This window comes from uncultured Alteromonas sp. (genome assembly GCF_963976965.1).
Lineage (GTDB): Bacteria > Pseudomonadota > Gammaproteobacteria > Enterobacterales > Alteromonadaceae > Alteromonas > Alteromonas naphthalenivorans.
Genome location: NZ_CAXBMP010000002.1, coordinates 264,054 through 290,093, shown reverse-complemented (window position 1 = coordinate 290,093; position 26,040 = coordinate 264,054). Strand labels below are relative to the sequence as shown.

The following is a 26,040-nucleotide window of genomic DNA, read 5'->3' as shown; positions in this document are numbered from 1 at the left end:
TTTATGCAATGGTTTTAGTTGGAATTCTAAAAGCACTGCTTAACGAATGTAAGCTTTCACTAAAGATGTGCAGGTGATAATTTTTGGTGCATATCGCTGAATTAAAAAGGGGCGTTGATTAGCCAAATCCTTTTATTTCAAAAACATTATTTTTCAATGATGTTGCGCTGATTAGCACCAGTTATATGTGATATGAATTGAAATATGTGCTTCATGATGAAGCTTTTTATTTTTATAATAGAAATCATAGTGAAGTGAACTTTGAGTTTTATTAAAGCGTAACCGTTTCGAGCCAAAATGAAGTTGTGAGTATGGAATGTGGATTGCATACATCATTTTAGGTTGAGGATTATCAGTACAAGGACATTAAATTATGAGTCAAGTAAAGAAAGCCGTTATTCCAGTTGCGGGTCTAGGTACCCGAATGCTTCCTGCTACAAAAGCAATTCCTAAGGAAATGCTTCCAGTGGTAGATAAGCCACTTATTCAATATGTTGTGAAAGAATGTGTCGCAGCAGGGATAAAAGAAATTATATTGGTAACCCACGCTAGTAAGAACAGTATTGAAAACCATTTCGATACGTCTTTTGAGCTTGAAGCCACATTGGAAAAGCGTGTTAAGCGTCAGATACTTGAAGAAGTACAGTCAATCTGTCCGAAAGATGTCACCATCATGCATATACGCCAAGGTGTAGCGAATGGTCTCGGTCACGCTGTATTGTGTGCCCGTCCTATCATTGGTGATGCACCTTTTGCGGTAGTATTACCCGATGTGATTATTGACGATGCAGCAAGTGATCCGAAAAAAGATAACCTTGCAGACATGGTTGCTAAGTTTAATACCACCCGTGTTAGCCAAGTTATGGTCGAGCAAGTTCCTCAAGAAGATGTAACTAAATTTGGTATTGCTGACCTTGATGGCGCAGCAATTGAGCCCGGTGAGTCTGCGAAAATCCACAAAATGGTAGAAAAACCTGCGCTTGATGAAGCACCGTCTGATTTAGCTGTCGTGGGTCGCTACGTGCTATCTGAGAAAATTTGGGATTTACTAGAGTTCACTCCTCCTGGTGCCGGCGATGAAATTCAACTTACAGATGCTATCGATGCATTAATGAAGGTTGAACAGGTTGACGCTTACTACATGAAAGGTAAGAGCCATGATTGTGGTAGTAAACTAGGTTACATGAAAGCTAACGTAGAGTACGCGCTTAGACACCCAGCGTTAGGCCAAGAATTTAAAGAGTATATTGCTAGTCTTAGCATCTAGGGTTACAGTATCTAGGATCACAGTATCTAAAATTACAGCTATTTAAAAGCGCGCTCATGGCGCGCTTTTTTGTGCGTGTCTTCCAAACTGAGTAACACCAATTGTGTTTTTTAGTCTTTTACTACAACATAACCCTGTAACTTAGATAGCATCTTTTCACCAATGCCCTTTACTTCAGTTATTTGGGCAACTTCTAAAAACGGTCCAACATCTTGACGGTAAGCGATAATCGCTTTTGCCTTAGAAATACCTACGCCGGGTAATGTTTGAAGCTCTTCAATACTCGCGATATTAAGGTCGATTTTTGTCGCGATACCAACACTTACCATCGATGATGAAGCATCATTATCTAATGGGGCAGCCGATATGCCTGGTGTGTAAATAAATAGCGCAGATAAAACCAGTAAGCTTGTTAATTGTCTTTTCATTGTCATTCCTTGTTTGGGTGTACACCATTTGTACAGCGTTGATGTTACCTACAGAGACAAATATGAAAAGACCAGTTTTGGGACAGTTTTTGTTAGACGGCCATCACTAGCTTAAGGCGTTTTTTCTTTTTTGTGTGAGGGAGGAGAAAAGAGAAGAATGTATGCAGTAAGAGACAGATACAAAAAAGCGGGCTTGAAGCCCGCTTTATCAATGACGTCTATTTAGCCTTAAAGGCGGTCAATTAACGCTTGAGTAAATTCATTTGTACCGGCTTCACCACCAAGGTCGCGAGTAGTGCGGTCGCCAGATTCAATAACATCTTTTAATGCGCTACGAATCTTTTCTGCTTTATCACCCATGTTCAAGTATTCAAGCATTTGAGCCGCTGCAAGAATAACTGATGTTGGGTTAGCCAAGTTCTTACCTGCAATATCAGGAGCAGAACCGTGAACAGCTTCGAAAATAGCACAGTCTTCACCAATGTTAGCACCAGGAGCCATACCAAGGCCGCCAACAAGTCCTGCACACAGGTCAGAAAGGATATCACCGAATAAGTTAGTCGTAACAATTACGTCGAACTGATGTGGGTTCATTACCAACTGCATACAGGTATTATCTACAATCATTTCTGTAGATTCGATATCTGGGTAACGTTCGCCCACTTCACGAGCTACCTTTAAAAATAAACCCGAAGTAGACTTCAAAATATTAGCTTTGTGAACGGCAGTAACTTTCTTACGGCCTTCACGACGCGCTAATTCGTATGCGAAGGTTACAATTTTTTCAGCGCCGTCACGGGTGATTTTACTCATCGCTTCAGCTTCGTTACCGTCTTCTGAAACCACTTGCCCAAGACCCGAATACATACCTTGAGTGTTTTCACGCACGGTAATGATATCGATATCTTCGTAACGCGCTTTAGTGCCTTTGAACGAGATCACAGGGCGTAAGTTTGCGTAAAGTTTAAATTGTTTACGTAAGCTAACGTTAATTGATGTGAAACCTTCGCCAACTGGTGTAGTTAGTGGGCCTTTAAGTGCCACTTTATTTTTAGCAATCAGGTCTAGTGTTGCTTGTGGTAGAAGTTCACCATGCTCTTCAAGGGCAACTAAGCCTGCATCTGCGTAGTCATAGGCAAAATCACAGCCAACTTTATCTAAAATTTTAGTGGTTGCATCAATAATGTCTGGGCCAATGCCGTCACCGCGAATGACTGTAATGTGTTGCTGAGTCATGTGGAAGGATCCTCTGATAATTCTATTGTCAAAATCGTTAGGTTTACTACATTTTAGCTTAGCGAGCGAAACGCGCCAAAGAAGACCGCCTCATCTTGTTATTGTTATGAAAATTAGGGGGAGCTCATTGAAGCGGCGCTAAGCGGCGTATTTTATACGATAGCGGGGCTAAGTTATAGCCATTCGTAAAGATTAATTTTACTAGTGCAAATTAAGTGGGCAAAACAGATATTCGCCGAGTCCTTCCATCACGCGGCAAACATCTTCGCTTTTCAAGTCTATGGTTCTTCGCAGTGTATCGAAGGTGTTGCCAGTGGCGGTATCTCGCGCCTTCAACGGGAATAAGTATTCTCTGGCAAGACCGAAAGACAGTTGTAAAATGGCATGTTCCTTTTTCAACGAAGCGACCACCTCTGCGTGGCGCCGACCTGACTGGTGAATCACTGCTCGCCATGTCGCACTTTGGTGCCAATTTCCTGCAAGTTCACCTGAAATAATATGCCATGAAGAAACGCCTTTAACCTTGAAAGCGTTATCTATCTGAAAGTAGTCTTTGTGATTAACGGGTAGTTGAGTCGCTACTTTTAATCCTGGCAGCGTGAATAAAGGCGCACACAAAAATGTGGTCACTAGAGCGGCAGATTGAGGGGTAAATTTGGTTTTTGTTATTGATGCTAACTGCGCTGCAATACCACACGCCAAAGAGGTAAATTGTTTGCTGATGGCAAGCAATGGATATTGATGTTGGGTTAAGCGTTCTATTAAGGCATGTTGTACCAGCATATCGCCCAGTCTTTCCAAACCATAGGTTAATATTGCTTGTTTAAGGCTTGTAACCGGGAGTTTAAGGCGATTGTCTAGGCTAGCAGTGGAAAGCAAGAACTGCTGGAAGCTGGGTACCTTCTCTACCTTTTGACATAAATTAGGTACATCCACATCAGCTTTTTGCAATTCATCAATAATCTCTATCAGGGCTAAGGGGGGGCGCTGAATAGGGAAGGTTGTGGGTAAAAAAGGCTGCTCTCCTTTCACGCTTCGGGCGTTCTCACAAGCTAGATATTGATCTGAAAAATCTTCAAAGCTCAGATACAGCTCTTTAGGGGCTAAAAGGGTATTACGCTTAACCCATAGTATTTTCTCGTCCTCATTCCTACTTGGTGAATGAACAAGCGCATGCTGTTTTTGTATATCTATCACAATAGCGGGGTGCGCTTTTACGTATACCCTAGCTCCAGGTGAAGGTATTGAAATGAGTGATGCAATAGGATGCAAGAAAGTTCGCTGCATGGTGGGTACACGCTGAGCGATAAACGCCAGAAGACTCGACCTCGAGTGACTGTCAGTACAATAAGAAAACACACTGGTTATTAGGCTTATGCGTTGCAATGAGGTTAATTTTGCTTCGCCAACATGTTTTATGGATTGTGAGCTAAAAAGCACTTTTTGTAACGCGATAATCTGTCGCCACATGGTGAGGTTATGGTCGTTAATGAGCGTAAGTAACGCTTTTTTTTGACTAATTATCTGGTCTTTTGAGGTATTAGCCACATTAGAAGAAGCAAAATTTGAAGATACTAAATAATACGTAGCCAAGTGAGCTGCGATTATATGCTGTAAAAAATGGTCGTTATAATTATTAAGCTTGCCATACAGTGCAAGGTTCAATATGTGACGGGTGAGGGCATCAATATCACTTGTGCATTTTTGAAGCGCTAAAGGAATGGCGGGGTGGGCTTGAGTGAATGAGAGGGTAAGCTTAGCGCGTTGAAGACAAGTATTAACGATATTTTGGGGCGTCGATGTCGGTGCAGGTAACGAAAGCAAAGCGTCCGAAAGCTCAGAAGCATCATTGAGCTCCATTTGGCTAGCTTTGCTGGTAGCTTGAATACGCCCCGTCGCCCCACGCAATGAGTTTTTCGTTTTCAAACAATAATGGCGTGCATTCATCTTGAGTGGTTAAACCATCAGCACGAACGTGCTGGGTTCGGTAAAACATCACCTGAATGGCATTGTCATTCTGTCGCTTGGCTTCAGTAATATCAGGCGAACCAAGTAAAGCCAGCACTTCTTCTCGGGTACTACCCAGCTTTAATTTGGTAATTTGCACGCGGTTATACTCTTCGCGGTCTTTCCAGTCCATATTCTCAGGTTTATCGGGATAAACTGAAATTACCAGAAATACAAAAGCAGCATACAATGCTATGCCAGCAAAAATGAGTCGAATTACCTTGGAGTTCATAACCCTAACTTTTCGTTTTTCTGCGCTAAAATAAACAATTTACAACATGTATATAGGTTACAAACTGTAATTTCGCAGTTCCTTTATTTGAATAACTACTTAAGTCTACAGTGTACCGTAAAAAGTTCATCGACGGTAAGTGTTAAACGTAAGGAAATGCGTCTAGCTATTTCTCAATGGTATAGCACGGTGTGTATGCAGAGCCGGGAAGCTTCATTCTCTGTTGCGAAACAAAAGATTCTAATAGTGTATCAACCCGCTCCATCAACGTTGCATCACCTGTCAGCCTAAATGGCCCATGCTGTTTAATATGCTGAATGCCTTCCGCCTTAACGTTACCAGCCACAATACCTGAGAATGCTTGCCTTAGCGCTATCGCTAGCGAAGCATTATCCTGGTCATGATGTAAAGCTAAATCTGACATGGTTTGATGCGTAGGAATAAATGGGCGCTGAAAGTCTTCTTCTATTTTTAGTGACCAATTAAAGCTGTAGGCATCGCCCATTGCTTCTCGGTACTTTTTCACTCTCCCAAGCCCTGTACGCATAACCCGAGCAACTTCTTCAGGATCGTCAACGATAATCTGATATTTATTCTGTGCCTCTTTCCCTATGGTCGCACCGATGAAATCATCAATGGCTTCAAAGTAAGCCTCAGAACCCGCTGGACCGGTGAGGATCACAGGGAAGGGCTGCTGGGCATTCCGTTCATTCATTAATATGCCAAGCAAATAAAGTAACTCCTCAGCGGTGCCAACGCCACCGGGGGAAATCACAATGCCATGGGCTAGGCGAACAAAGGCCTCAAGGCGTTTTTCAATATCAGGCATGATGATTAATTCATTAACAATCGCGTTGGGCGGCTCTGCTGCGATAATGCTAGGTTCAGAGATACCAATATAACGGCCTGCCTTATATCGTTGTTTAGCATGCCCAATGGTAGCTCCTTTCATGGGGCCTTTCATTGCACCTGGCCCACAGCCGGTACAAATATTCATTTCTCTGAGCCCTAACTGGTAGCCCACTTCTTTTGTATATTTATACTCAGTTAGATTAATAGAATGTCCGCCCCAGCACACCACGGTATTAAGGCTATCGTTTCCTTCAAGTGCCTGTGCATGGCGTAACATGTCAAACACCATGTCGGTAATACTTACACTATCGGCTGGTGCACTTTTGTGGGTAAACGCATACTTATTACCCATATAAAGCAGGTCGCGAAGCACGGCAAAAATATGCTCATGTACACCAGTAACTAAAGTGTCATCCACAAAAGCAACTTCTGGTGGATTTACTAATTCAATTTTAACGCCACGTTCTCTACGTACCAGCTTGATATCGAAATTTTCGTAAGGCGCAAAAAGCACTTCGTAATCATCTTCATCAACTCCACTATTTAGCACCGCTAAACAACAGTTTCGAAACATGCCGTAAAGTGCGCTATTTGTCGTATCTTGCAACTGAGCCACTTCAATCTGCGATAACTGACTCATCCAACCAACAGGATTTAACTGCACTTTCTTCATACTTATTCGTCTCTGTCAGTGATAACGCGGTTGCGCCCGCTATTTTTAGCTTGGTATAGCAAGTTATCAGCACGTTCGAAAACAGCGTCTGGGGTGTCACCTTTATTAAAAAATGAAGCACCAAATGATGCCGTTATAGTGACTTTTTCTTGCTTAAACTTAAACGGTAAAGAGGCCAGTTTAGTTCTCATGGTTTCAAGTAAACTAATGACTTTTTGTTTATTCATACCGGGTAGAAGCAAAACAAATTCTTCACCGCCCCAGCGCGCCATAAAGGTGTTCTCTGTTAATTGTTGTTTAAGGTTCTTTCCTACCACTTGTAGTGTTTTATCGCCTGCAGCATGACCGAAACGGTCGTTGATTGACTTAAAGTGGTCTATATCGATGACGGCCACCGCTAAATCATCGCCGTTATCTTGCCAAGACTGAACTGCTTTCGATAACTTTTCATTGTAAGCTTGGCGATTAGGTAAGCGGGTAAGCGGGTCGGTTTGGCTCAGCATCATTTGTTCAGCCAGTTTCTTTTTATAGGTTAGGGTTTGCTTTTGCAGTTGCTCAATTCTGCTTTGCATTGAGCCAAGTAACCCCATTAACGACGCTTGACCTTGAGAGTCTAACTGCGCTTGTTCATTCAAGGTGCTGGCAATATTTTGAACACAGAATTGTGTGTGTTCTTTTAGTGACTCCAAAGAGTCGCTGTGTGATACCGCTTCCTCAATACTTTCAATATGAGACTGAAGCTGCGCATTACCGACTTGTCGTTGCTCAAACTGAGTCCGGCTATTTTCCATGCTCAGCTGAATGTCTCCTCCCATTTTGCCTATGGAGTTATGCAAACTTTGAATAACCTTGCCAGTTAGGCTGGCCTCAGCCATGGCGTCTTGCACTATCATTCGAAGGATAACAACACAGCTTTTAAGCAATTGGTCTTCCGACATGCCTTCCGTTAGTTTTTTCTGTATATCAACTAATTGACTGTCGTCAGGTTGGCGCTGGGCATAGCTGGCAATAAGTTGGTTTAGTTCCTCTAAAATAGACTTATAAAGCGGGTTTGCCGTGGTGTCTTTATTGTTATCTGCTACAGGTGCTTCACCCTTATTCTGCCCAACTTCAGGCTCACTTACTGCACTACTCGCCAATGCCGCATGATGTAACTCAATAGCCTGCTGGAATAGCTTGTAAATACTAAAAATATCCCCTACCGGCTGGTTCAGGGTTATCAATTGCTGTGTGGCTCGTTTTTGAAGCACTTCATCTTCAAACACTACTTTTTGAAGACGCTTAGTTGCACTTTCCAGCAAAGCCACAGTTTCAATACTGTATTTTTTTAATGTCAGTTCTTGATGTTGAAGCGCGCTATTAAGCTTGTTGATGCTTACCGTAGCAAGAGTAAAGTTTGGCGTGCCGGACAAATGCCCTCTCAATATTTGTAGTTCGCTATCAACTTTGTCGGAAAACCCTTCATAAAAGGCAGACAAGCGAACGATAAATTGTGAAAGTAGCGTATTGTGTTGCTTATAAGTTTGAAGCTGTTTGGCGTCCATAATTGTTGTTTACTCAACCTTAGGTGAAGTCATCCTGCACATTTAGTGATTTTATTAAATCTGTGCGCTAAATTATTGGCGAGCTTGCCTTTTATTTGCATAGGGTGTTTCAAAATTTGAGCGGAAAGGATTAATGTCGAGCCCTCCACGTCTTGTGTAACGCGCGCATACTGTCAACTTTTTAGGTTGGCAGTGTTGCATAATGTCACAGTAAATACGCTCTACACACTGTTCATGAAATTCATTGTGCTGTCTGAAGCTAATTAAATATTTTAGTAAGCCTTCGTGATCTAAGCTTCTCCCTTCATAACGAATTTGCACACTGGCCCAGTCAGGCTGACTGGTAATAAGGCAATTCGATTTAAGTAAGTGGGAAACCAAAGTTTCAGCCTTTTTCTCGTCCGTTACTTTTAACAGCGATGTGTCAGGCTCGTAAGTTTCAACTGAGATATCAAGTTCATCAAGCAGTACACCTTCAAATTCTTTAAAAGTTAATGTATTGAATTGATTGGGAAGCGTTAAGCTGACCATCACGGGCTCACCCGCACATTTTGACAGGTCGGATGCCAGTGTGGCTCGCACATCTTCCGGGCTTTCAAAGGCGGTTTGATTAAAGCTATTTAAATATAACTTGAATGACTTCGACTCTATGAGGTTTACAGAGGTGATAGGTACATTACATTCAAGCAAGGCTACGTGAGGCTTTCCTTTTTTGTTGAGCCAAGACAGTTCGTACCCAGTCCATGTATCAATACCTTTAAAGGGCAGGGCTTCAGCATCCAACGATAACGTATCTCGGCTTAAGCTACGGGGTACGCCTTGAAGTAGGTCGGGGTTGTAATGAAATTCATATTCAACCTGCTTCCCCAATGAAAGATCCTTGGGCGCAGAAATAGAAATTTTATCGTTTACCTTCGAAGTCATATTTACCTATATATTCTAACCGTTTTAGATGTGCCGCCTTACTTGAACTTGGCACCTTATACCTATAGTGTACCTCAAAAATATTGGTGTAACCCCATAATGGCCTTAACAATTAGTAATGAATTAACCCAACTTATCGGTGCTTTCACTTCCCACCACGAGCGCAGTGGTAGTCTGCTGACTATACCTTATGATAGTCAATGGCCCTCACCTTGCTACTTAAAGCAGGGCGATGAGGGGGAATTGGTACCGTGGGAGCCCAAACGCCAAAGTGACAGTCAGCAGTCAGCGCTAAGCTTTAAGAATGTTGAAGAGGCATTGGACATTAAACTCAACGCTGATTTTTGTCAGTTCTTTACCCAATTTTTCAGTAATAATTTACCAGTAGTTGCTGAGCATGGGGCTTGTGAGTTATTGCAAGTTTGGAATGAAGAAGATTTTGAGCGGCTTCAACAAAATTTAATTGGGCACCTATTAATGAAAAAGAGACTGAAACAAGCGCCAACACTCTTTTTTGCATTAACCGATGAAGATGATTTTGTTTTAAGTGTGTTAAATAGCACTGGAGAAGTGGTGTTAGAACAAGTTGGAAGGCCACCCAAAAAAGTCATTTCGCCAAGCCTACTGGCATTTATTGCCACACTACGAGCTGAATGAGTTTTTGTGTTATGCCGTGCTGAAAAAACACGGCATGTAGTCGTTACCAATGAAGGTGGCGCTTAAGGTTAGTGGCGTCAGGGACTTTATTAAGTGTTTAGGCCTACTCAATAGATGCTTCTAGCCGCTTTTGTAGCACCGCCATTTGTTGTTCAAGTAACGCAACCCGTTTTGAAAGCGACGCAATGGTTTCTACTTCCTTCCCGTTAACAGATGCAGGATCTGATGCGCCATTCGCCGCATTAAAATGTTTGATAGCTTCAATAGCCTCTGTTACTGATGCTTTAAAAGGCGCTTTTGCTCTAAGTAGTGCAACAGAAGGCGATGTGCCTTTTTGCACCATTTGCTGACATACAATCATTAATTTCTGCAGATTATTGTTTTGCAGTGACATTTCATTGGCCAATAAATTATAAGAGGTTCAGCTTATCCACTTAAGCTTGATTTCGCTAGGGTTTTTAACCAATAAATTGTGTCAAACTGACCACTAATTAATATAATGAACCACGTGTTATGAATTTAATAATCACTGAATTTAATTAAAGCTATTAAAATCATAAGCTTAAATAATTGGTCTCATTCTTGATTACCTATTTGCATATAACAAAACTATAAACGATAAAAATCAGAGGAAATCACATGAAATCGATTATCTTACCACTCGCATTAGCATCATCATTTTTACTTACTGGTTGCGTGGTATCTGTAGGTGGGGGGAGTGATAGCCATTATGCTACTGATGTAGAAGACCGAGAATACAATAACCGCAAACATATCTCGAACCTTGAAACAGGAATGAGCTATGAAAGCGTATTAAGAAAAATGGGGGTGGCTGATTTCAACGAGCTTTATGAAAAGCAAGACGGTACCTATCGCGTATTGTTTTATCGTACTCAAAGAACCATGGGTGATGGCATAACAACGAAAGATGAATGTACGCCAATAGTATTCAAAGATAGTGGCCTAGTAGGGTGGGGTGATAGCGCTTACCACCTAATGAATTAAAAGTAACATTAATTTAACATCTTGGTGTTTTTGCCGTAAAGTGACCATTAATTGGTCACTTTTTGCATTCTGTGACTATTAATTTATAGATTATTGAGGGCTGCACCTATGACAAATGACACACTAACCGACGGCCAAGCGATGAATGCACAAGGGGTCAATGAAGCATTAGAGCCACTTGGGTCATCCCTTGAAGCTATCAAAGCCATTTACCTTGGTGTGGATGATTTGAAGGTTGCTGCTTCTATATTATTTAATGCGTACGTAGATGATCCACTTTTTAGCGACATATTTCAGGCTGAAAAAGAAGGTTATGAGAGTCGGTTGCGCTCTGCTATTAGAGAAGAGTTAAACGCTTTTTGGGTGGCAGAGCAACCTATTGTAGGGCTGTTCGATAGCGAGCGACTACTCGCGGTCGCATGCCTTACCGCGCCAGACGCTGCATTTGGTTCTGGGCGTTACTGGCATTGGCGTTTGCGTATGCTACTTACCGCTGGCCTTTTTGGCACAAAGCAAATGCTAGAAAAAGAAGAAAAAGTGCGAGCATTGGTCCCCGCAGTTAACTTTCATATGCTAAGTTTCATTGCCGTTCACCCAGATTATCAACACCATGGACTAGGTCATACACTATTAGGTGCTATTGACAGCGTAGTGGAAGAAGATGCTAAAAGTGAAGGGGTAGCAGTGTTTGTTACAGTAGATAAACATAAGCCCTTTTTTAACGACGATAACTATGATGTGGTGGGAGAGCTAAGCCTATCTCACGTAAAAGGCGATGTAATGTTTAGGCGAAAGCCTGCATAAATTGTCATAAAAAATGCGTAAACTGGTTGAGGACTTTACGTCGTTTAATAAATATGGTGGTATGTAAATGCTAAGTGCTCAAGGAAGTTGCCTGTGCGGGGCTATTACCGTAATGGCGGAGAATATTAACCCTAAATTCACTGTTTGCCATTGTGATTCTTGCAGACAGTGGGGCGGTTCGGCGCTGTTTGCATTACAATGCGGTACGCAGGTCAAATTCGAAGACATGACCTCTAGTGGTAATAACGTTAGCATTCACCGGTCGTCAGATTGGGCTTCTCGCGGTTTTTGTGGCAACTGTGGTACTCATCTATTTTACAAGCTCAATGAGACCGGTGAGTACAATATTCCTGTCGGTATATTTCAAGCACTAGATGGGTTAGAAATGGATATGCAGTACTTCAGCGATCAACGCCCGCACTACTATTGCTTTTCTAATAAAACAAAAGAAATGACCAAGGCTGAAATTCTGGCGTATTTCGCTCAACAGTCTTGAGTTACCAACAGGCAAAGCATGCACCGCTATTAACACGGGAAAGAAGCTATCCGACGTATCAACATTTAATGCGCGGGATCTCTTCCCATCGGGTAGTGGCTCTTTTCGTTAAGAAGTCTCTTTTCATGGCAAAATTTTGTTGAAAGCCCCTAGCCCCAAAATGCATCGTGTTTCTGCCATATCTAGCGTTTGTACTGTCAAGCACTGCCATTAATGCCGAGTTGTCCGTACTGGGTGTAAATAAATCGTCTTGGCGATATTTTTCGTCGCAAATGTCCAACAGACCCACACCCACTTTGTAGTAACGCACGCCTGGAATAAACAGTTTATTGAGCGCATCAGACGCTGCGTGAATAATATGTCGAGTATCATTGGTAGGAACAGCAAAGCTGGAAAGCGCCGACTGCTTAACATATCTGCTATCGTCATGAGGCGAATTTGCCGCAAAGAAGGTGGCGCTGTGAGCGAGTGAGTGTTGAGCGCGTAGTTTTTTAGTGGCTATTTCAGCGTGGGTGGCTAACGCTGCTCTCAATTCATCTTGTGTGGTAACTCTCTTTCCAAAACTACGGGTGCTGTAAATTTCTTTTTTAGCGGGTCTTATCTCATCCCACGTCATTCTTAGTTCACCCTGAAGTTCTCTCACTGTATTTTCTAGCACAATAGAAAAATACTTACGCATTTTAGCGGGGGATTGTTGTGACAGTGTATAGGCATTATTAATACCCATGGCCATCAATCGTTTTTCCAAGCGCCCACCAATACCCCATACATCTGCTACTGCCATGCGGGGTAATAATGCCTGCTTTTCTTGCTGCGTATTAATAACCGCTGAACCTCGAAAGCCGTCCAGCTTTTTTGCAGCGTGATTAGCTGCTTTAGCAAGGGTTGGAGTGGGGCCAAATCCAACGCCCACGGGAAGCTTTACCTCACGCCAAATAGTTTTTCTTATCTCATAGCCTAGGGCCAGCCATTCACTATCATGTAGGCGTGGCGAAAAGCGCATGAAAGCTTCATCAATACTGTATTCGTGCAATTCATCACAGAATTGAGACATGACAGAAAACATTTTTGAAGACACATCGGCATAAAGCTCATAGTTAGACGAGCAAACAACAACCCCTGCTTTTTTTGCTTCCTCTTTCACCTGAAAATAGGGAACGAACTTTTTAAATCCTAATCTTTTGGCAATAGGGCAGGCTGCGACCACGCAGCCATCGTTATTGCTCAACACCATAACGGGTTTGTTTCGCAGATTAGGGTTGTAGATTTTCTCGACCGATGCATACATGGACGTGACATCTACTAGCGCAAACACTACTCACCTCCTAGTCGACGGGAGAGTTTTTTGTGAAGCCTAATGGAGCGCGTTACCACCCCTTCTATTGAAAATTCATCGCCTTCTTTTAAAAAGTAAGGTTTGTACAAGGGTGATGAAGAACGCAAGCAGCCGTGGCGTTTGTCTACACGCTTACAGACGAACTCACCGTTTAAGGTCGCCACAATAATGCACATGTCAGAAATATCTTCAGCTCTTGAGACAATCAGCAGGTCGCCGTCATGAATGCCATCGTCCATCATCGACTTGCCTTGTGCGTAGCCAATGAAGGTAGCAGCAGGTTTATCAATAAGCAGAGAATCTAGACTCAAGCCTAGTTCGGTATATTCTGCAGCAGGCGACTCGAAGCCTACGATGCCCGCTTGTGCAGTGATAGGAATAAATTTAAGCATACACTTCAAAAATACTGTTTATTTGTACAGTATTTTAGTGGGTTCATACTCATCAATCAATCTCAGTACAGAAAATACTCGTCTTAATGGCGACTGTAATGACCGGCAAAATTCGCAATTGGTCATAATGACGACAAGCTTTGTACGACATTTCCTACAAAAGTGTAGGAAATGTGGGTTTTTTTTCGTGGTTTATATCTAGACTAAAGTCTAATATCATTGATTTGTATGGCTTTTTTATTTTTAGATCATATTAACTCCTTATTTTCTCCTTAATTTATTGTAATTCTGACTAGCGGGAATTCTTGGTAGGGATATTATTAATGGCGTCACAGGGAAACACGATGAGTCAGGATGATTTTAAGGACAACCTTGGACAACTTAAGGAAGAGAATCCCTTAACAGGAGTGAGGGGAGAGGGAAAAGCAGGAAGCATCACAGGGATGATTAGCGCACCGGACGTGCTGAAATGGAATTACCAAAGGGACCAGCAAGGAAAGCGCAAGCGATAAGGAATCGCAACAGGAAGTAGAAAGGATTTGGCGAAGGATCGTCATAAAAAGGAAAGATATAGGATATATCGTAAAGGAAAGCTTGGAAGGCTTAAGCAGGGATAGTTTGCGCAGGATGCGTAAAAGCAAGGCAGCTCAGGAACGAACGGACCGCTTAAGGATTGAGCAAGTTGCACAGGATGTGTAATGTAGAAAGGATGAAAGGATAGGAACACCAGCTTTTGCTGGCAAGGAACAGCCTTAGGATGAGGCCCCCACGTGTAGGATAGGTGGGATGTTAAGGATAAATGGAAAGGGACTTACGCAAGGATGGGTAACTCGCACTGGAACACGCGAGAGAAGATGGAAAGGGGCGTATATGGATTTTAATCGGGAAGATTTTAGTCGCAAAGGAACGCAGAGAGGGAAACTCAAAATTCCAGGAAAAGGGGTAGCAGAGAGGCTACCCCTTTTTTTGCGTGATTTTTAGCATTACCACTAAAAACGTTAATTTTACTAGATGTTAACGTTACTAGACATCCACTGCTATACGGCACGGTTATGTTGTTTATGACTATTTGTATGGCGGGTGGCACAAGCCTGACAAACTTAATTTACCCTATGCGGTGGTAAAGTAGTTCTAATAATATGTTTACCTACCAATTCAACTTCTCCGCTGTATCTGTCTTCTCCATTGCCTGAAAACTCAAACACAAAAATGTTATGCCAATCGGGCTTGCTGTAGTTGAAGGTAATGCGGGTTTTGGCTCTGGCGATACTGAGCAGTTGCAGTTGATTGTTTTTACAATACTGGCGCAAGTAACTATCGGTAAATTCAGAAATACTTCGTATGCGCCAAAACTGAAAGGCGACAAAGCCCAAGCCTAACCATAACGTTAATTCAAGAAGCGTCATTCATTATCCCTTGGTTTGCGAGAACAAAGTACCAATTGCGCTGCCAAGTAAGTGACTGCGTTCTGGGGTTCTTAGTATGCCTAGCACTAATTCACGTAACTGGGGTACTTGAACAAGATCTGAGAAGAAGCCGCGGAATACTTCGCCATTGTAGTTTTCTTTGCTATCAACCTCGGCAACCGCTTCGAAAAATAGTAGCAATAATTTCTCGTCCATTTGTTGAAAATGGCGGGCAGCAATCACACTTAATATATCTAATCGGTTCAATTTCTTAGCTTCAAAGTGAGTCACTAATTGCGTATATATAGTGTCGTTTTTGGTCTCACAAGACAAACCCCGTAGGGCGGCTAAACTTATTTCATCACCGTCTAACACTGAAAGCATGCATTGGTTAAGCCGCTCAGATACATTCGCAACTTCGGCCATTTCCATAAAAGCCCGTTGAAATGGTTCGGCAAAAAGTGAAAAATTACGCAGCACGCTGTCTTGCACTTCTTGAGCGTTTTCCATTGAGTCTAATCTGATGACCACATCCGCAATTGCCTGTAAGGGAATGGTTTGCCAGTCAGCCACCTGAGGCGCTTTCACATAGGCGATAACATGCTGTGCGCTGGCGCTAATTGGTTGATTCAGCTTCGCACGAACCAGTGCATTAAATTGCGCAAGTAATGACTGCGCGGGCACAAATGAATAAGGATTATCTGGCAATGTGTTAGCCGCTTCAGAATCATCAGAAATTGATTGGCCTAGTGCATCAACAATAATTTGAAGAAAATGGTTTCTTGAAGCCGCTACCACTAATCCCTGCTCGTCTAGAGGGAGTTTGATAAACCAAATATAGTGCTGATTTGAGCTGTTTTTATTCCAAAAAACAATGCCGAACCACGCATGTTGTTGACGAGGGAAGGGCGCAACAGTTGAGCCATTCTCAATATCCAAAAACGCCTGATTGTCTAAAGGGGTAAGTCTTCGACCCATATCAAAAACAATATATTCTGTACCTGCATGCAATAAAAATTCGCTGATAGAGTTAATACTGTTTGCGTTCATTTCAGGCGTTCTCACTTCATAAAACTGATTTTAGGGCGCAAAGTTTAGCATATTTTAGTTGTCGACAGGCAACGGCATTGTTCTTTTAAAGGTGCGAGCGGAATGAGTGCTGCCTCTGGTATACTGCCGTCCAGATTTATAGGGCAAACCTTAAACCATGTAATGACGATGAAGTTAATAGAAGAATTCGAGTATCATTTAAATACGCTAGAAACAGCGATGCGCCAAACTAAAACGTGGCCGAACAAATCACCTAGCAAGGCGCAACTAGCCAGTACTGCCCCTTTTGCTATTGATACCCTGTCTTTTTTCGAATGGCTGGCGTATGTTTTTGTGCCTAAATGTCATTACTTAATAGCGATGGGTCAGTTACCAGGGAAGATGGCAATTTCCCCTGCGGCGCAGATGTATGTGCCAAACTGCCCCGAATCTATCTTAGTTTCGTTGCTTGCTCTTGATAAACTTACCGAACGCAATAAGAAGTAATTTATGCCTGAAGAATTTCCATTTACCCAATGTGAAACCCCAAGTGAAAAGGCTGACAGCAATAGTGTGCAGCCATACCCGCCGCTTAATATTTTATATCAAGATGAGCATATCGTGGCCATTGATAAACCGCCGGGTTTATTAGTGCACAGAAGTCCTATCGACAGGCATGAAACTCGCTTCGCCGTGCAGACATTAAGGGATCAGCTCAACAAGCACGTATTTCCCGCTCACCGACTAGATAGGCCCACATCCGGTGTACTATTGTTTAGTTTTGACAGTAAAACAGCGGCGCTGCTTGGCCAGCAGTTGATGAATAAGCAGGTGCAAAAGCAGTATCACGCTATTGTTCGTGGTTATGTTAAACATTCAGGGCTTATCGATTATGCGCTCAAATATCGTTACGATAAAATTGCCGATAAACATAAGCGCCCGCAGCAGGCACCTCAGCAAGCCACAACGGTATACGAAAGTTTAGCGAACTATGAATTACCTTTCGCCGTAGGTAAATATGAAACCGCCCGCTATTCATTAGTAAAACTTTTGCCCTCGACAGGACGCAAACATCAATTGCGTCGTCATATGGTACATATTAGGCACCCTATCTTGGGAGATACCACCCACGGAGACGGAAAACAGAACAAATTTTTGCAAACACACTTTAGTTTTCAGAATTTGGCCTTAAGTTGTACGCAGATGGGTTTTTATCACCCGATAACCGGAAAGTGGCTATCGGTGTCTGTTAGAATGCATTCAGAAATGCAACGAGTGTTAGATGCGTGGCAAGAATATCAGGTTTAAGGTTTGGGCTAGAAAGTGTGATGCTTAAACGGGAAACCCACACGATTTGAAAAGATAATGAGGAAGTAATGGCAACACTAAAAATTTTTGCAGGTACCGTGTATGGCAATGCGCAACATGTAGCAGAGCAAGTTGAAGAAAATCTTGCAGAGCAAGGTGTAGATTGCGAGCTTGAGAGCGATCCTTCAGTAAGCGACTTTACCGATGCCGACGCTATCTTATTGATTACTTCTACGACTGGCCAAGGCGATGTTCCACCAAACTTAGAATTTGTCTTCTCTGATTTGAAAGACGAGTTTCCATTGCTAAACGACAAGCCTTTTGCTGTTGCTGCGTTAGGTGATAGTAGTTACGGGGAAAGTTTTTGTGGAGCCGGTCGTCAATTCAATGAATTGTTATTAGAGCTGCAAGGTAAAGCAGTAGCCGACATGCTAGAAGTGGATGCCCTTGAGACCCTTGAACCTGAAACCATGGTTATTGAGTGGGTTAATGGTATTAAAGCTCAGTTAGGCGTGTAACGGGGTTCGACAATAATCTCAAAAAATAGAAAAGGGCGCTAGGCGCCCTTTTTTAATGCAAAACGTTTAATACGTGAATACAGACTTATTCAACACCACGTAGTAGGGCATTAATACCTACTTTTGCACGGGTTTTAGCATCTACTTTCTTCACGATAATGGCAGCATATAGGCTGTACTTTCCGTCTGGGCTTGGCATGTTACCTGAAACTACTACAGAGCCCGCAGGTACGCGGCCATAATGTACTTCGCCGGTTTCACGGTCGTAAATACGGGTGCTTTGGCTAATGTAAACGCCCATTGAAATAACTGCGCCTTCTTCAACAATAACGCCTTCAACAATTTCAGAACGTGCGCCAATAAAGCAGTTATCTTCAATGATAGTAGGGTTCGCTTGAAGTGGCTCTAAAACACCACCAATGCCTACGCCGCCAGATAAGTGAACGTTCTTACCAATTTGTGCGCAAGAACCAACCGTTGCCCATGTATCTACCATGGTGCCTTCGTCAACGAATGCACCAATGTTTACGTATGAAGGCATAACAACCGCATTTTTACCCACGAAGGTACCGGTACGGACTGCAGCAGGAGGCACAATACGCGCGCCGTCATTAGCAAATTGTTCAGCAGTATAGTTGCTGTATTTCAATGGCACTTTGTCGTAGTAACGGCTTTCAGCGCCTTCAATAACATCGTTGTTGTGTAGGCGGAAGAAAAGTAAAACAGCTTTCTTTAACCACTGATGAACAACCCACTCGCCCGCGATTTTTTCAGCTACACGCGCTTTTCCGCTATTAAGCAATGCAATAGCATCAGCAACGGCTTGTTTCACTTCTGCTGGAGCAGAAGAAGGGCTAATGTTATCGCGGTTTTCGAAGGCGTCTTCAATAATGGCTTTCAATTCATTCATGGTATCGTGATATCTTCAAGTTGATCGAGTTTAAACAAGATACGCTTTTTCAAGCTCACTTGTTGTTCTTGGGTTAATGCTTTGCCAGCATCATTACTGACAATAAATATATCTTCTGCGCGCTCGCCAATAGTAGCAATCTTTGCCAGCTTCAAGGTGACGTTAGTATCAACAAAAGCATGGCCAATTTTAGCTAATATGCCTGGCGCGTCTAGTGCTTCTAACTCAACGAGTGTCGCTTCATCGCTCACACCGAAAAAGCGTACTTTAGTAGGCACGTCTAGCTGTTTCATTTGTCGAGGTAGTTTACGCTTATTTTCGTGTGAACGGCCTGGTTTTTCAAGCTGGGTGCTAATCGCTTTTTCTAGCGATTGAATTCGGGACTCAGATGTTAGCCTGGAACCATCATTTTCAAGCACCAACATACTGTCAAACACATAGCCATCGCGGGTTACGGTAACATGGGCGTCGTGAATAGAGCAATTACGACTGTCTAAAACGGAAGCTACTTGTGCAAATAAGGCTTTTCTATCTTTACCGAAAAGAAAAATTTCCGTGCCGCCTTTTGCACTGTTGTCATTGGCTTTAACGAGAAGCTGGTCGCTATCTGGTGTTAGCCAATCATCCTGAGCCTTAACGATTTCTTCGGTATGCCATGCAATTTGGGTGGGCTTGAATCGTACAAAATAGTCATCATCTAACCGCGCCCATAATCCATCAATGGATTCAGAGCTAACCCTGCGTTCGTGCAGAATTTGTTGCGCTTGATATTTGTGAGTAGTCACTCGCTCACTTAATGTTACTTGGCACTGTAACCCGTTATCTAATGCTTTTTGCGTCATTAAATAAAGTTCTCTAAGCAGAGATGCTTTCCAATCATTCCACAAATTATCGTTGGTTGCCCGAATGTCTGCAAGGGTAAGGGTATAAAGTAAATTTAAGTGGTTGTGGCTTCTTACCGCGCCAGCAAATTCACTGATAACGTCTGGATCGTAAATGTCTCTGCGCTGCGCCACTACCGACATTAGCAGGTGGTTTTCCACTAGCCAGCTTATCATGGCCGCGTCGTTCGCCGGTACATCATGCTGTTCACAGAACTTAGCAACATCAATGGCGCCTAGCGTTGAGTGGTCGCCGTTACGACCTTTAGCGATATCGTGAAATATAGCAGCAATATACAATACTTCTGGCTTGTCTAGATTGCGACAGATACGGCCACAGCGTGGAAAATCTTTGTTCTCTTTCGAGAAAAAATAATTCACGTGCTTCACTAAGCGGTGCGTATGTTCATCCACTGTGTAGGCGTGAAACAAATCAAATTGCATCATCCCTACAATGGCATCCCACTCAGGTAAGTAAGCTTGTAAAATGCCGTACTGATGCATAATGTCCCAACCAAAATTAAAAAAGTCGGGTTGTTTTAGCAAGACCATGAGCTTTTCACGGCAAGCGGGGCGCTCAACAAAGTAAGCATTCTCAAATGTACGATGTGCGTTTCTTATTTGGCGAATACAAGTGGTGCTTAAACCTTGAACTTCAGGGGTATTAGTGACCACATTTAAAAAGTCTAAAATGGCTTCTGGCGAAGAAAAAGCATTCTCATGGCGAGGCGAAATCATATTATCGAGTAATTCGAAATCTTCGTTAATAATCGCGGTACGCTGAACACTCTGATTAAGCATGTCATACTTGAACCGTTGCAAAAGCATTTGGTTCAATTCAGAAACTCGGGCAACGGTGCGGAAGAAGTCACGCATCATCTTTTCAACTGAACTTTTTCCTTCTTCTCCATACCCCAGCATGGCGGCAACATCAGGTTGGTAATCAAAAAGAAGGCGGTTTTCACTTCGCCCTGCAACCAAATGTAAGGCACAACGCATTTTCCACAAATGCATTCTACAGGTGATTAATTCGCTGTGTTCTTGCTCGGTAAAGTAGCCGTGCCCCACTAGGTTCCAGCCGTCATATTCTTTAAAGTGTTTTTTTGCCACCCAACCAATAGACTGGATATCCCTTAAACAGCCTGGGTTTTCTTTGATGTTAGGCTCTAGGTTGTACGCTGTACCGTTAAATTTAGCGTGACGTCGCTTTTGTTCATCGTACTTGGCCGAGAAAAACGCTTTACTCGACCAAGAATTTCGCCCGTTTACTTCATCCCACAGCTTTTCAAAAATAGATTCGCTGCCGCAAAGCAATCGACTTTCTACGAGGTTAGTGGCAATGGAAATGTCGTCTTTGGCAAGGCTGACGGTTTCTTTGATGGTACGTACTGACTGACCCACATCAAGCTTAATATCCCAAAGCAGAGTAATAAAACGACTGACTTTTTCTTGGGTGTCGGGCTTAAGGGTTCGTTTGCTCACTATCAGCAAATCAATGTCGGAATAAGGTTGAAGGTGCCCGCGTCCATAGCCACCTACGGCACATAATGCTAATTCACTTTCATTGTCTAAACCGTAGAGGTGCCACAAATGGCACAAAAGGGCATCAACGAATTGTGCACGCCCAGTCACAAGTTGGTTAACAGGAATGCTATCGAATGACGCTTTTATCCATGCATAGCTATCTTCTACACACGACTTGATGGCAACTAAGTCGTCAACCGACGTTATTTGATCAATATTTTTTATTAGGGATTGCAGCGTCAAATTACACCTTCTATGCGTACAGCTTTTTGAACACACTGAACCTTACCATGAAATGAAACGAAATCGCAGTGCCGATTAGTTGCATACCCAAGGCAATATTGTGAATAAATATACGAAAATGTTATAGGTATGCTGCAAGCATAAGATGAAATATGACAGCGCTATTTTCAAGGCGGGCAATAGGACTGATAGCAATAGGGCTGATAGCAATAGGACTGATAGCAATAGGACTGAAAGTAACAGTCAATGCGATAGCTCAGAGGAATAGCGTGGTAACTAGTGTGCTGTCGTTCCTGCTAAAAACCTGTGATGTACATTCGTAACCAACAACGAAAGAAAGGAAAAAAGCATGAAGGCGTAGTAGAAGTATAAAAACATATAGCAACCAAAAAAGTTAAGCTGCTATATGTTTATATAGGCGATTCAAACACTAAATAAAGAGTGCTTATCGAAACTGACCATTATTTGTCAGTGTGCAAAACGTTAACTGTGTGAAATCACTCGCGGAAGGTCTTCTTCGTCACGCAATGTTAATACTTCCACACCGTCTTCGGTAACCAGTAAGGTATGCTCCCATTGTGCACTTAAACTTCTGTCTTTGGTTACTACCGTCCACTGGTCAGGAAGAATTTTTGAGTAACGCTTACCTGCATTCACCATAGGTTCAATGGTGAAGCACATGCCCGCCTCAAGCACATCGCCAGTGCCAGGCTTACCGTAATGCACGATTTGTGGCTCTTCGTGGAAACTCGCGCCAATACCATGACCACAGTACTCGCGCACGATTGAATAGTTATGCGCTTCTGCGTGGGTTTGGCAGATATGACCAATATCGCCCAATGTCATACCCGGTTTTACTTCTTTAATCGCTTTATATAAGCATTCTTGTGTAACTCGGCTTAAACGCTCTGCCATAATCGTTGGCTTTCCAACGGTAAACATCTTAGAAGTATCACCGTGGTAACCATCTTTAATAACAGTGACATCGATATTAATAACGTCACCATCTTTCAATTTTTTGTCCGAGGGGATGCCATGGCAGATGCAATGGTTTACAGACGTACAAATTGATTTAGGGAAAGGCGGGTGACCATAGTTTAATGGCGCAGGAATAGCTTGCTGCTCATTAACAATGTAATCATGACAAATTGTATTTAACTCATCTGTCGTTACACCCTTTTTTACATAGGGTCCAATCATAGTGAGTACATCGGCTGCTAGTTTTCCAGCCACGCGCATTTTTTCGATTTCTTCAGAGGTCTTAATAATTGCTGACACAGCGTCTCTCTATTCGTTTATTTAGGCCGTTACGCTACCGCTTGTAAAATAGGGCAGAGGTTAACGCACAGAATATATCTATATAGGTATATTTTAGCCATTAGGATTGAATGTGTATAGGGGCAGTCTTAAAGAATGCAAGTAATGGCAAAACTGGCAGTAAAACTTGAGTGGGTATGCGTAATATGGTATAAAGCGCGCGCCCTGACGGAATGCCCTTAAAAGCGTTTGGTCAAAAGGGTAAATTAAATTTAATTAAAACACACATATACCAACACTGCGTATCGGGGTGTTCTACTTATTTACTTAGGTGGGATCGATACAATGGGTATATGGAGGCCTAACCCCGAGAGGAAATTAAAATGGCAAATGTTTCAATGCGTGACATGCTGAAAGCCGGTGTGCATTTCGGTCACCAAACTCGTTACTGGAACCCTAAGATGAAACCATACATCTTTGGCGCACGTAACAAAGTTCATATCATCAACCTTGAAAAAACAGTTCCACTTTTCAACAACGCTCTTAACTACCTATCAAGCGTAGCATCTAAGAAAGGGAAAATCCTTTTCGTAGGTACTAAGCGCGCTGCTGGCGATGCGGTAAAAGATGCAGCTGTTAAATGTGACCAGTTTTACGTTAACAAGCGTTGGTTAGGTGGTATGTTGACTAACTGGAAAACAGTTCGTCAATCAATCAAGCGTTTGAAAGAACTTGAGCAGAAAAGCCAAGACGGTACTTTCGAAAAGCTGACCAAAAAAGAAGCCCTAATGCTTCAGCGTGAAATGGAAAAGCTTGAAAACAGCCTTGGCGGTATCAAAGATATGGGCGGCTTGCCAGACGCTATCTTTGTTGTCGATGCAGACCACGAGCACATTGCTATCACAGAAGCACGTAACCTGGGTATTCCAGTTGTTGGTGTTGTGGATACTAACTCTAACCCAGATGGTGTTGATTACATCATTCCTGGTAACGACGATGCAATCCGCGCAGTTCAACTTTACTTGGATGCCGCTGCTAACGCTGTGATTTCTGGTCGCGAAAGCAACCTTGAAGCACAAGCTGAGCAAGACGACTTCGTAGAAGCAGCAGAGTAATTCTGTTCGCTTTACTGTCATATCAAAAGCATATGATAGTGCAACAATACGAAACGTATTGAGAGGGGCGATAACGCCCCTTTTACCTAACCGAATTTATATTTATTGCTGAGGAATTGAAAAATGGCAGTGACTGCAGCACTAGTTAAAGAACTGCGCGAGCGTACAGGCGCAGGTATGCTGGATTGTAAGAAAGCCCTGGTTGAAACGGATGGTGACATTGAGCTAGCCATTGAAAACATGCGTAAATCAGGCCAAGCGAAAGCAGCTAAAAAAGCAGGCCGTATCGCAGCTGAAGGTGTAATCCTTACTAAAGTTCAAGACGGTCGCGCGACTATGCTTGAAATTAACTGTGAAACAGATTTCGTAGCACGTGACGAAGGTTTCCTTAAGTTTGGTAACGAGTTGCTAGAAATAGCAGCAGCGAACAACATCAACGATATCGACACGTTGAATGCGTCTGAACTTAACGGTGCTAAAGTAAGCGACGTTCGTGACACATTAGTGGCGAAAATCGGTGAAAACATCTCTCCTCGTCGCGTTATTAACGTTGAAGGCGATACACTAGGTGCATACGTGCACGGCGGTCGTATCGGCGTAATCTCAATTCTTACTGGTGGCAGCGAAGAGTTGGCTAAAGACATTGCAATGCACGTTGCAGCGGCTAGCCCTCAGTTCGTTAAGCCTGAAAATGTTCCAGCTGAAGTTGTTGAGAAAGAGAAAGAAATCCAAATCGGTATTGCAATGCAGTCTGGTAAGCCAGCTGATATCGCAGAGAAGATGGTTGCAGGCCGCATGAAGAAGTTTACTGGTGAAGTAAGCTTAACTGGTCAGCCTTTCGTTAAAGATCCTTCAATCAGCGTTGCTGAGTTGCTTAAAAACAACTCTGCTGATGTTGTTAACTTCGTACGTTTCGAAGTTGGTGAAGGTATCGAGAAGAAAACCGAAGACTTTGCAGCAGAAGTTGCAGCACAAATGGAAGCGGCCAAGAAATAATTGGGCGTTTATCTTTTGCATTGTGTTAATGTCAGATAAACTACAAGGCACCTCTTCGGAGGTGCTTTTTTATAGCTACTACCCGCGGGTTACGGTTTTGCTAAGGTAAGGTAGAGTGCAAAACGGTAAAATCTTTAAACGCTTACGAAAGCATTTTGTCCTATTCTTTTTACCTGCAAAAGCAGTGTGTAAATAATAGAAAAGCATAAGACAAAATGGGTTTACGAGGACATATCGAATAATGAGTATCACACCGAAATCAGCATATCGACGCATTCTGTTAAAGCTAAGTGGCGAAGCCCTTATGGGTGAAGAAGGCTTTGGCATCGATCCTAAAGTACTTGACCGTATGGCCCAAGAAATCAAAGAACTTGTTGAACTAGGTGTTCAAGTAGGCTTGGTTATTGGTGGCGGAAACTTGTTCCGCGGCGAAGGGCTTGCAAAAGCAGGCATGAACCGCGTTGTAGGCGACCACATGGGTATGCTTGCTACCGTAATGAACGGCTTAGCCATGCGTGATGCACTGCATCGTGCCTTTGTTAATGCGCGTATGATGTCAGCTATTCCTTTGAACGGCGTGTGCGATGCTTACAATTGGGCAGAAGCGATTAGCTTATTAAAATCTGGCCGCGTGGTTATCTTTTCTGCGGGCACTGGCAATCCTTTCTTCACGACCGATTCAGCCGCCTGTCTTCGCGGAATTGAAATTGAAGCCGATGCCGTGCTAAAAGCCACAAAAGTTGATGGCGTTTATAGCGATGATCCGGTTAAGAATCCAGATGCTACTTTGTACGATCAACTTTCTTATCAAGAAGTCCTTGAGAAAGAATTAAAAGTGATGGACCTGTCAGCGTTCACACTTGCTAGAGATCACAGCCTTCCTATTCGTGTATTTAACATGAACGAAGCAGGTTGTTTGAAACGTGTTGTTATGGGTGAGCAAGTTGGCACCCTAATTTGTCACGCTGACAATAGTTAATTAAGAAAATAGGAAATATAA

Annotated in this window: 27 protein-coding genes; 12 read left to right on the top strand and 15 right to left on the bottom strand. The window is 42.8% G+C overall.

Annotated features, from left to right (window positions below; all coding sequences use genetic code 11):
* Window positions 1-373: 373 nt before the first annotated feature.
* A complete protein-coding gene (gene galU / locus AAC006_RS03050; RefSeq protein ID WP_013785214.1) occupies window positions 374-1,267 on the top strand; it encodes a UTP--glucose-1-phosphate uridylyltransferase GalU in 894 nt (297 codons plus the stop codon).
* Between the two features lie 110 nt (window positions 1,268-1,377).
* On the opposite strand, the gene AAC006_RS03045 is transcribed toward galU, so the two are convergent.
* The 7 genes from AAC006_RS03045 to queF all read right to left on the bottom strand — a co-directional run bounded on the left by AAC006_RS03045 (window position 1,378) and on the right by queF (window position 9,163).
* Window positions 1,378-1,695: a helix-hairpin-helix domain-containing protein gene (locus AAC006_RS03045; RefSeq protein ID WP_013785213.1), complete on the bottom strand. Its 318-nt coding sequence runs from the start codon at window positions 1,693-1,695 to the stop codon at window positions 1,378-1,380.
* A gap of 228 nt (window positions 1,696-1,923) precedes the next feature.
* The gene (locus AAC006_RS03040; protein WP_129736869.1) at window positions 1,924-2,931 is read right to left on the bottom strand and encodes an isocitrate dehydrogenase; all 1,008 of its coding nucleotides are present in this window, start codon (window positions 2,929-2,931) and stop codon (window positions 1,924-1,926) included.
* A gap of 201 nt (window positions 2,932-3,132) precedes the next feature.
* Window positions 3,133-4,839, bottom strand: a complete 1,707-nt coding sequence (locus AAC006_RS03035; protein ID WP_339890644.1) for a histidine kinase — start codon at window positions 4,837-4,839, stop codon at window positions 3,133-3,135.
* Complete coding sequence (locus AAC006_RS03030) at window positions 4,796-5,170, bottom strand: DUF3192 domain-containing protein (protein WP_129736873.1); 375 nt, start codon at window positions 5,168-5,170, stop codon at window positions 4,796-4,798. Before AAC006_RS03030 ends, AAC006_RS03035 begins: the two co-directional genes overlap by 44 nt.
* 166 nt (window positions 5,171-5,336) lie before the next feature.
* A complete protein-coding gene (gene ppnN / locus AAC006_RS03025; RefSeq protein ID WP_339890642.1) occupies window positions 5,337-6,695 on the bottom strand; it encodes a nucleotide 5'-monophosphate nucleosidase PpnN in 1,359 nt (452 codons plus the stop codon).
* A gap of 2 nt (window positions 6,696-6,697) precedes the next feature.
* A complete protein-coding gene (locus AAC006_RS03020; protein ID WP_339890640.1) occupies window positions 6,698-8,239 on the bottom strand; it encodes a GGDEF domain-containing protein in 1,542 nt (513 codons plus the stop codon).
* 72 nt (window positions 8,240-8,311) lie between these two features.
* On the bottom strand, window positions 8,312-9,163 hold the full coding sequence (queF, locus tag AAC006_RS03015; protein WP_288388316.1) for an NADPH-dependent 7-cyano-7-deazaguanine reductase QueF: 852 nt from the start codon (window positions 9,161-9,163) through the stop codon (window positions 8,312-8,314).
* A 99-nt stretch (window positions 9,164-9,262) separates the two neighbouring features.
* Between queF and syd the strand changes: the two genes are divergently transcribed.
* The gene (syd, locus tag AAC006_RS03010; RefSeq protein ID WP_288388315.1) at window positions 9,263-9,820 is read left to right on the top strand and encodes a SecY-interacting protein; all 558 of its coding nucleotides are present in this window, start codon (window positions 9,263-9,265) and stop codon (window positions 9,818-9,820) included.
* A gap of 103 nt (window positions 9,821-9,923) precedes the next feature.
* Here syd and AAC006_RS03005 read toward each other — a convergent pair whose 3' ends face one another.
* Entirely contained in the window at window positions 9,924-10,214 is a 291-nt protein-coding gene (locus AAC006_RS03005; protein ID WP_256771721.1) for a hypothetical protein, read from the bottom strand.
* 245 nt (window positions 10,215-10,459) lie between these two features.
* On the opposite strand from AAC006_RS03005, the gene AAC006_RS03000 reads away from it, so the two are divergent.
* The 3 genes from AAC006_RS03000 (at window position 10,460) to AAC006_RS02990 (ending at window position 12,125) form a co-directional block, all read left to right on the top strand.
* On the top strand, window positions 10,460-10,825 hold the full coding sequence (locus AAC006_RS03000) for a DUF3192 domain-containing protein (RefSeq protein ID WP_339890638.1): 366 nt from the start codon (window positions 10,460-10,462) through the stop codon (window positions 10,823-10,825).
* Between the two features lie 141 nt (window positions 10,826-10,966).
* On the top strand, window positions 10,967-11,629 hold the full coding sequence (locus AAC006_RS02995) for a GNAT family N-acetyltransferase (protein ID WP_339890659.1): 663 nt from the start codon (window positions 10,967-10,969) through the stop codon (window positions 11,627-11,629).
* Window positions 11,630-11,696: 67 nt separating this feature from the next.
* Window positions 11,697-12,125 (top strand): GFA family protein, encoded by a 429-nt coding sequence (locus AAC006_RS02990; protein WP_288388314.1) that lies wholly within the window; start codon window positions 11,697-11,699, stop codon window positions 12,123-12,125.
* A gap of 58 nt (window positions 12,126-12,183) precedes the next feature.
* Here the strand turns inward: AAC006_RS02990 and AAC006_RS02985 are convergent, their stop codons facing one another.
* Both AAC006_RS02985 and AAC006_RS02980 read right to left on the bottom strand, forming a co-directional pair.
* On the bottom strand, window positions 12,184-13,440 hold the full coding sequence (locus tag AAC006_RS02985) for a Y-family DNA polymerase (RefSeq protein WP_013785201.1): 1,257 nt from the start codon (window positions 13,438-13,440) through the stop codon (window positions 12,184-12,186).
* Window positions 13,440-13,853, bottom strand: a complete 414-nt coding sequence (locus AAC006_RS02980; protein ID WP_013785200.1) for a S24 family peptidase — start codon at window positions 13,851-13,853, stop codon at window positions 13,440-13,442. The genes AAC006_RS02985 and AAC006_RS02980 overlap by 1 nt, the downstream gene beginning before the upstream one ends.
* A 344-nt stretch (window positions 13,854-14,197) precedes the next feature.
* On the opposite strand from AAC006_RS02980, the gene AAC006_RS02975 reads away from it, so the two are divergent.
* Entirely contained in the window at window positions 14,198-14,365 is a 168-nt protein-coding gene (locus AAC006_RS02975) for a hypothetical protein (protein WP_156454627.1), read from the top strand.
* Between the two features lie 588 nt (window positions 14,366-14,953).
* On the opposite strand, the gene AAC006_RS02970 is transcribed toward AAC006_RS02975, so the two are convergent.
* Both AAC006_RS02970 and AAC006_RS02965 read right to left on the bottom strand, forming a co-directional pair.
* Window positions 14,954-15,259, bottom strand: coding sequence for a DUF3301 domain-containing protein (locus tag AAC006_RS02970; RefSeq protein WP_013785197.1), 306 nt, complete (start codon window positions 15,257-15,259; stop codon window positions 14,954-14,956).
* 3 nt (window positions 15,260-15,262) lie between these two features.
* Window positions 15,263-16,309, bottom strand: coding sequence for a DUF3549 family protein (locus AAC006_RS02965; RefSeq protein ID WP_339890633.1), 1,047 nt, complete (start codon window positions 16,307-16,309; stop codon window positions 15,263-15,265).
* Between the two features lie 102 nt (window positions 16,310-16,411).
* Between AAC006_RS02965 and AAC006_RS02960 the strand changes: the two genes are divergently transcribed.
* From AAC006_RS02960 to AAC006_RS02950, 3 genes are all read left to right on the top strand, one after another.
* The gene (locus tag AAC006_RS02960) at window positions 16,412-16,795 is read left to right on the top strand and encodes a YqcC family protein (protein WP_339890631.1); all 384 of its coding nucleotides are present in this window, start codon (window positions 16,412-16,414) and stop codon (window positions 16,793-16,795) included.
* A gap of 3 nt (window positions 16,796-16,798) precedes the next feature.
* A complete protein-coding gene (gene truC, locus AAC006_RS02955) occupies window positions 16,799-17,596 on the top strand; it encodes a tRNA pseudouridine(65) synthase TruC (RefSeq protein ID WP_339890629.1) in 798 nt (265 codons plus the stop codon).
* Window positions 17,597-17,664: 68 nt separating this feature from the next.
* Window positions 17,665-18,114 carry a flavodoxin gene (locus AAC006_RS02950; RefSeq protein ID WP_013785193.1) on the top strand — a complete coding sequence of 150 codons (450 nt, stop codon included), beginning with the start codon at window positions 17,665-17,667 and terminating at the stop codon, window positions 18,112-18,114.
* Between the two features lie 85 nt (window positions 18,115-18,199).
* On the opposite strand, the gene dapD is transcribed toward AAC006_RS02950, so the two are convergent.
* From dapD to map, 3 genes are all read right to left on the bottom strand, one after another.
* On the bottom strand, window positions 18,200-19,024 hold the full coding sequence (gene dapD, locus AAC006_RS02945) for a 2,3,4,5-tetrahydropyridine-2,6-dicarboxylate N-succinyltransferase (protein WP_013785192.1): 825 nt from the start codon (window positions 19,022-19,024) through the stop codon (window positions 18,200-18,202).
* Window positions 19,021-21,672, bottom strand: coding sequence for a [protein-PII] uridylyltransferase (gene glnD / locus AAC006_RS02940; protein WP_013785191.1), 2,652 nt, complete (start codon window positions 21,670-21,672; stop codon window positions 19,021-19,023). The genes dapD and glnD overlap by 4 nt, the downstream gene beginning before the upstream one ends.
* A 483-nt stretch (window positions 21,673-22,155) precedes the next feature.
* On the bottom strand, window positions 22,156-22,950 hold the full coding sequence (gene map, locus AAC006_RS02935) for a type I methionyl aminopeptidase (RefSeq protein WP_013785190.1): 795 nt from the start codon (window positions 22,948-22,950) through the stop codon (window positions 22,156-22,158).
* A 362-nt stretch (window positions 22,951-23,312) separates the two neighbouring features.
* On the opposite strand from map, the gene rpsB reads away from it, so the two are divergent.
* From rpsB to pyrH, 3 genes are all read left to right on the top strand, one after another.
* Window positions 23,313-24,044 (top strand): 30S ribosomal protein S2, encoded by a 732-nt coding sequence (gene rpsB, locus AAC006_RS02930; RefSeq protein WP_013785189.1) that lies wholly within the window; start codon window positions 23,313-23,315, stop codon window positions 24,042-24,044.
* A gap of 123 nt (window positions 24,045-24,167) precedes the next feature.
* A complete protein-coding gene (gene tsf / locus AAC006_RS02925) occupies window positions 24,168-25,040 on the top strand; it encodes a translation elongation factor Ts (protein WP_013785188.1) in 873 nt (290 codons plus the stop codon).
* Window positions 25,041-25,281: 241 nt separating this feature from the next.
* Window positions 25,282-26,019, top strand: a complete 738-nt coding sequence (gene pyrH / locus AAC006_RS02920; RefSeq protein WP_013785187.1) for a UMP kinase — start codon at window positions 25,282-25,284, stop codon at window positions 26,017-26,019.
* Window positions 26,020-26,040: the final 21 nt, after the last annotated feature.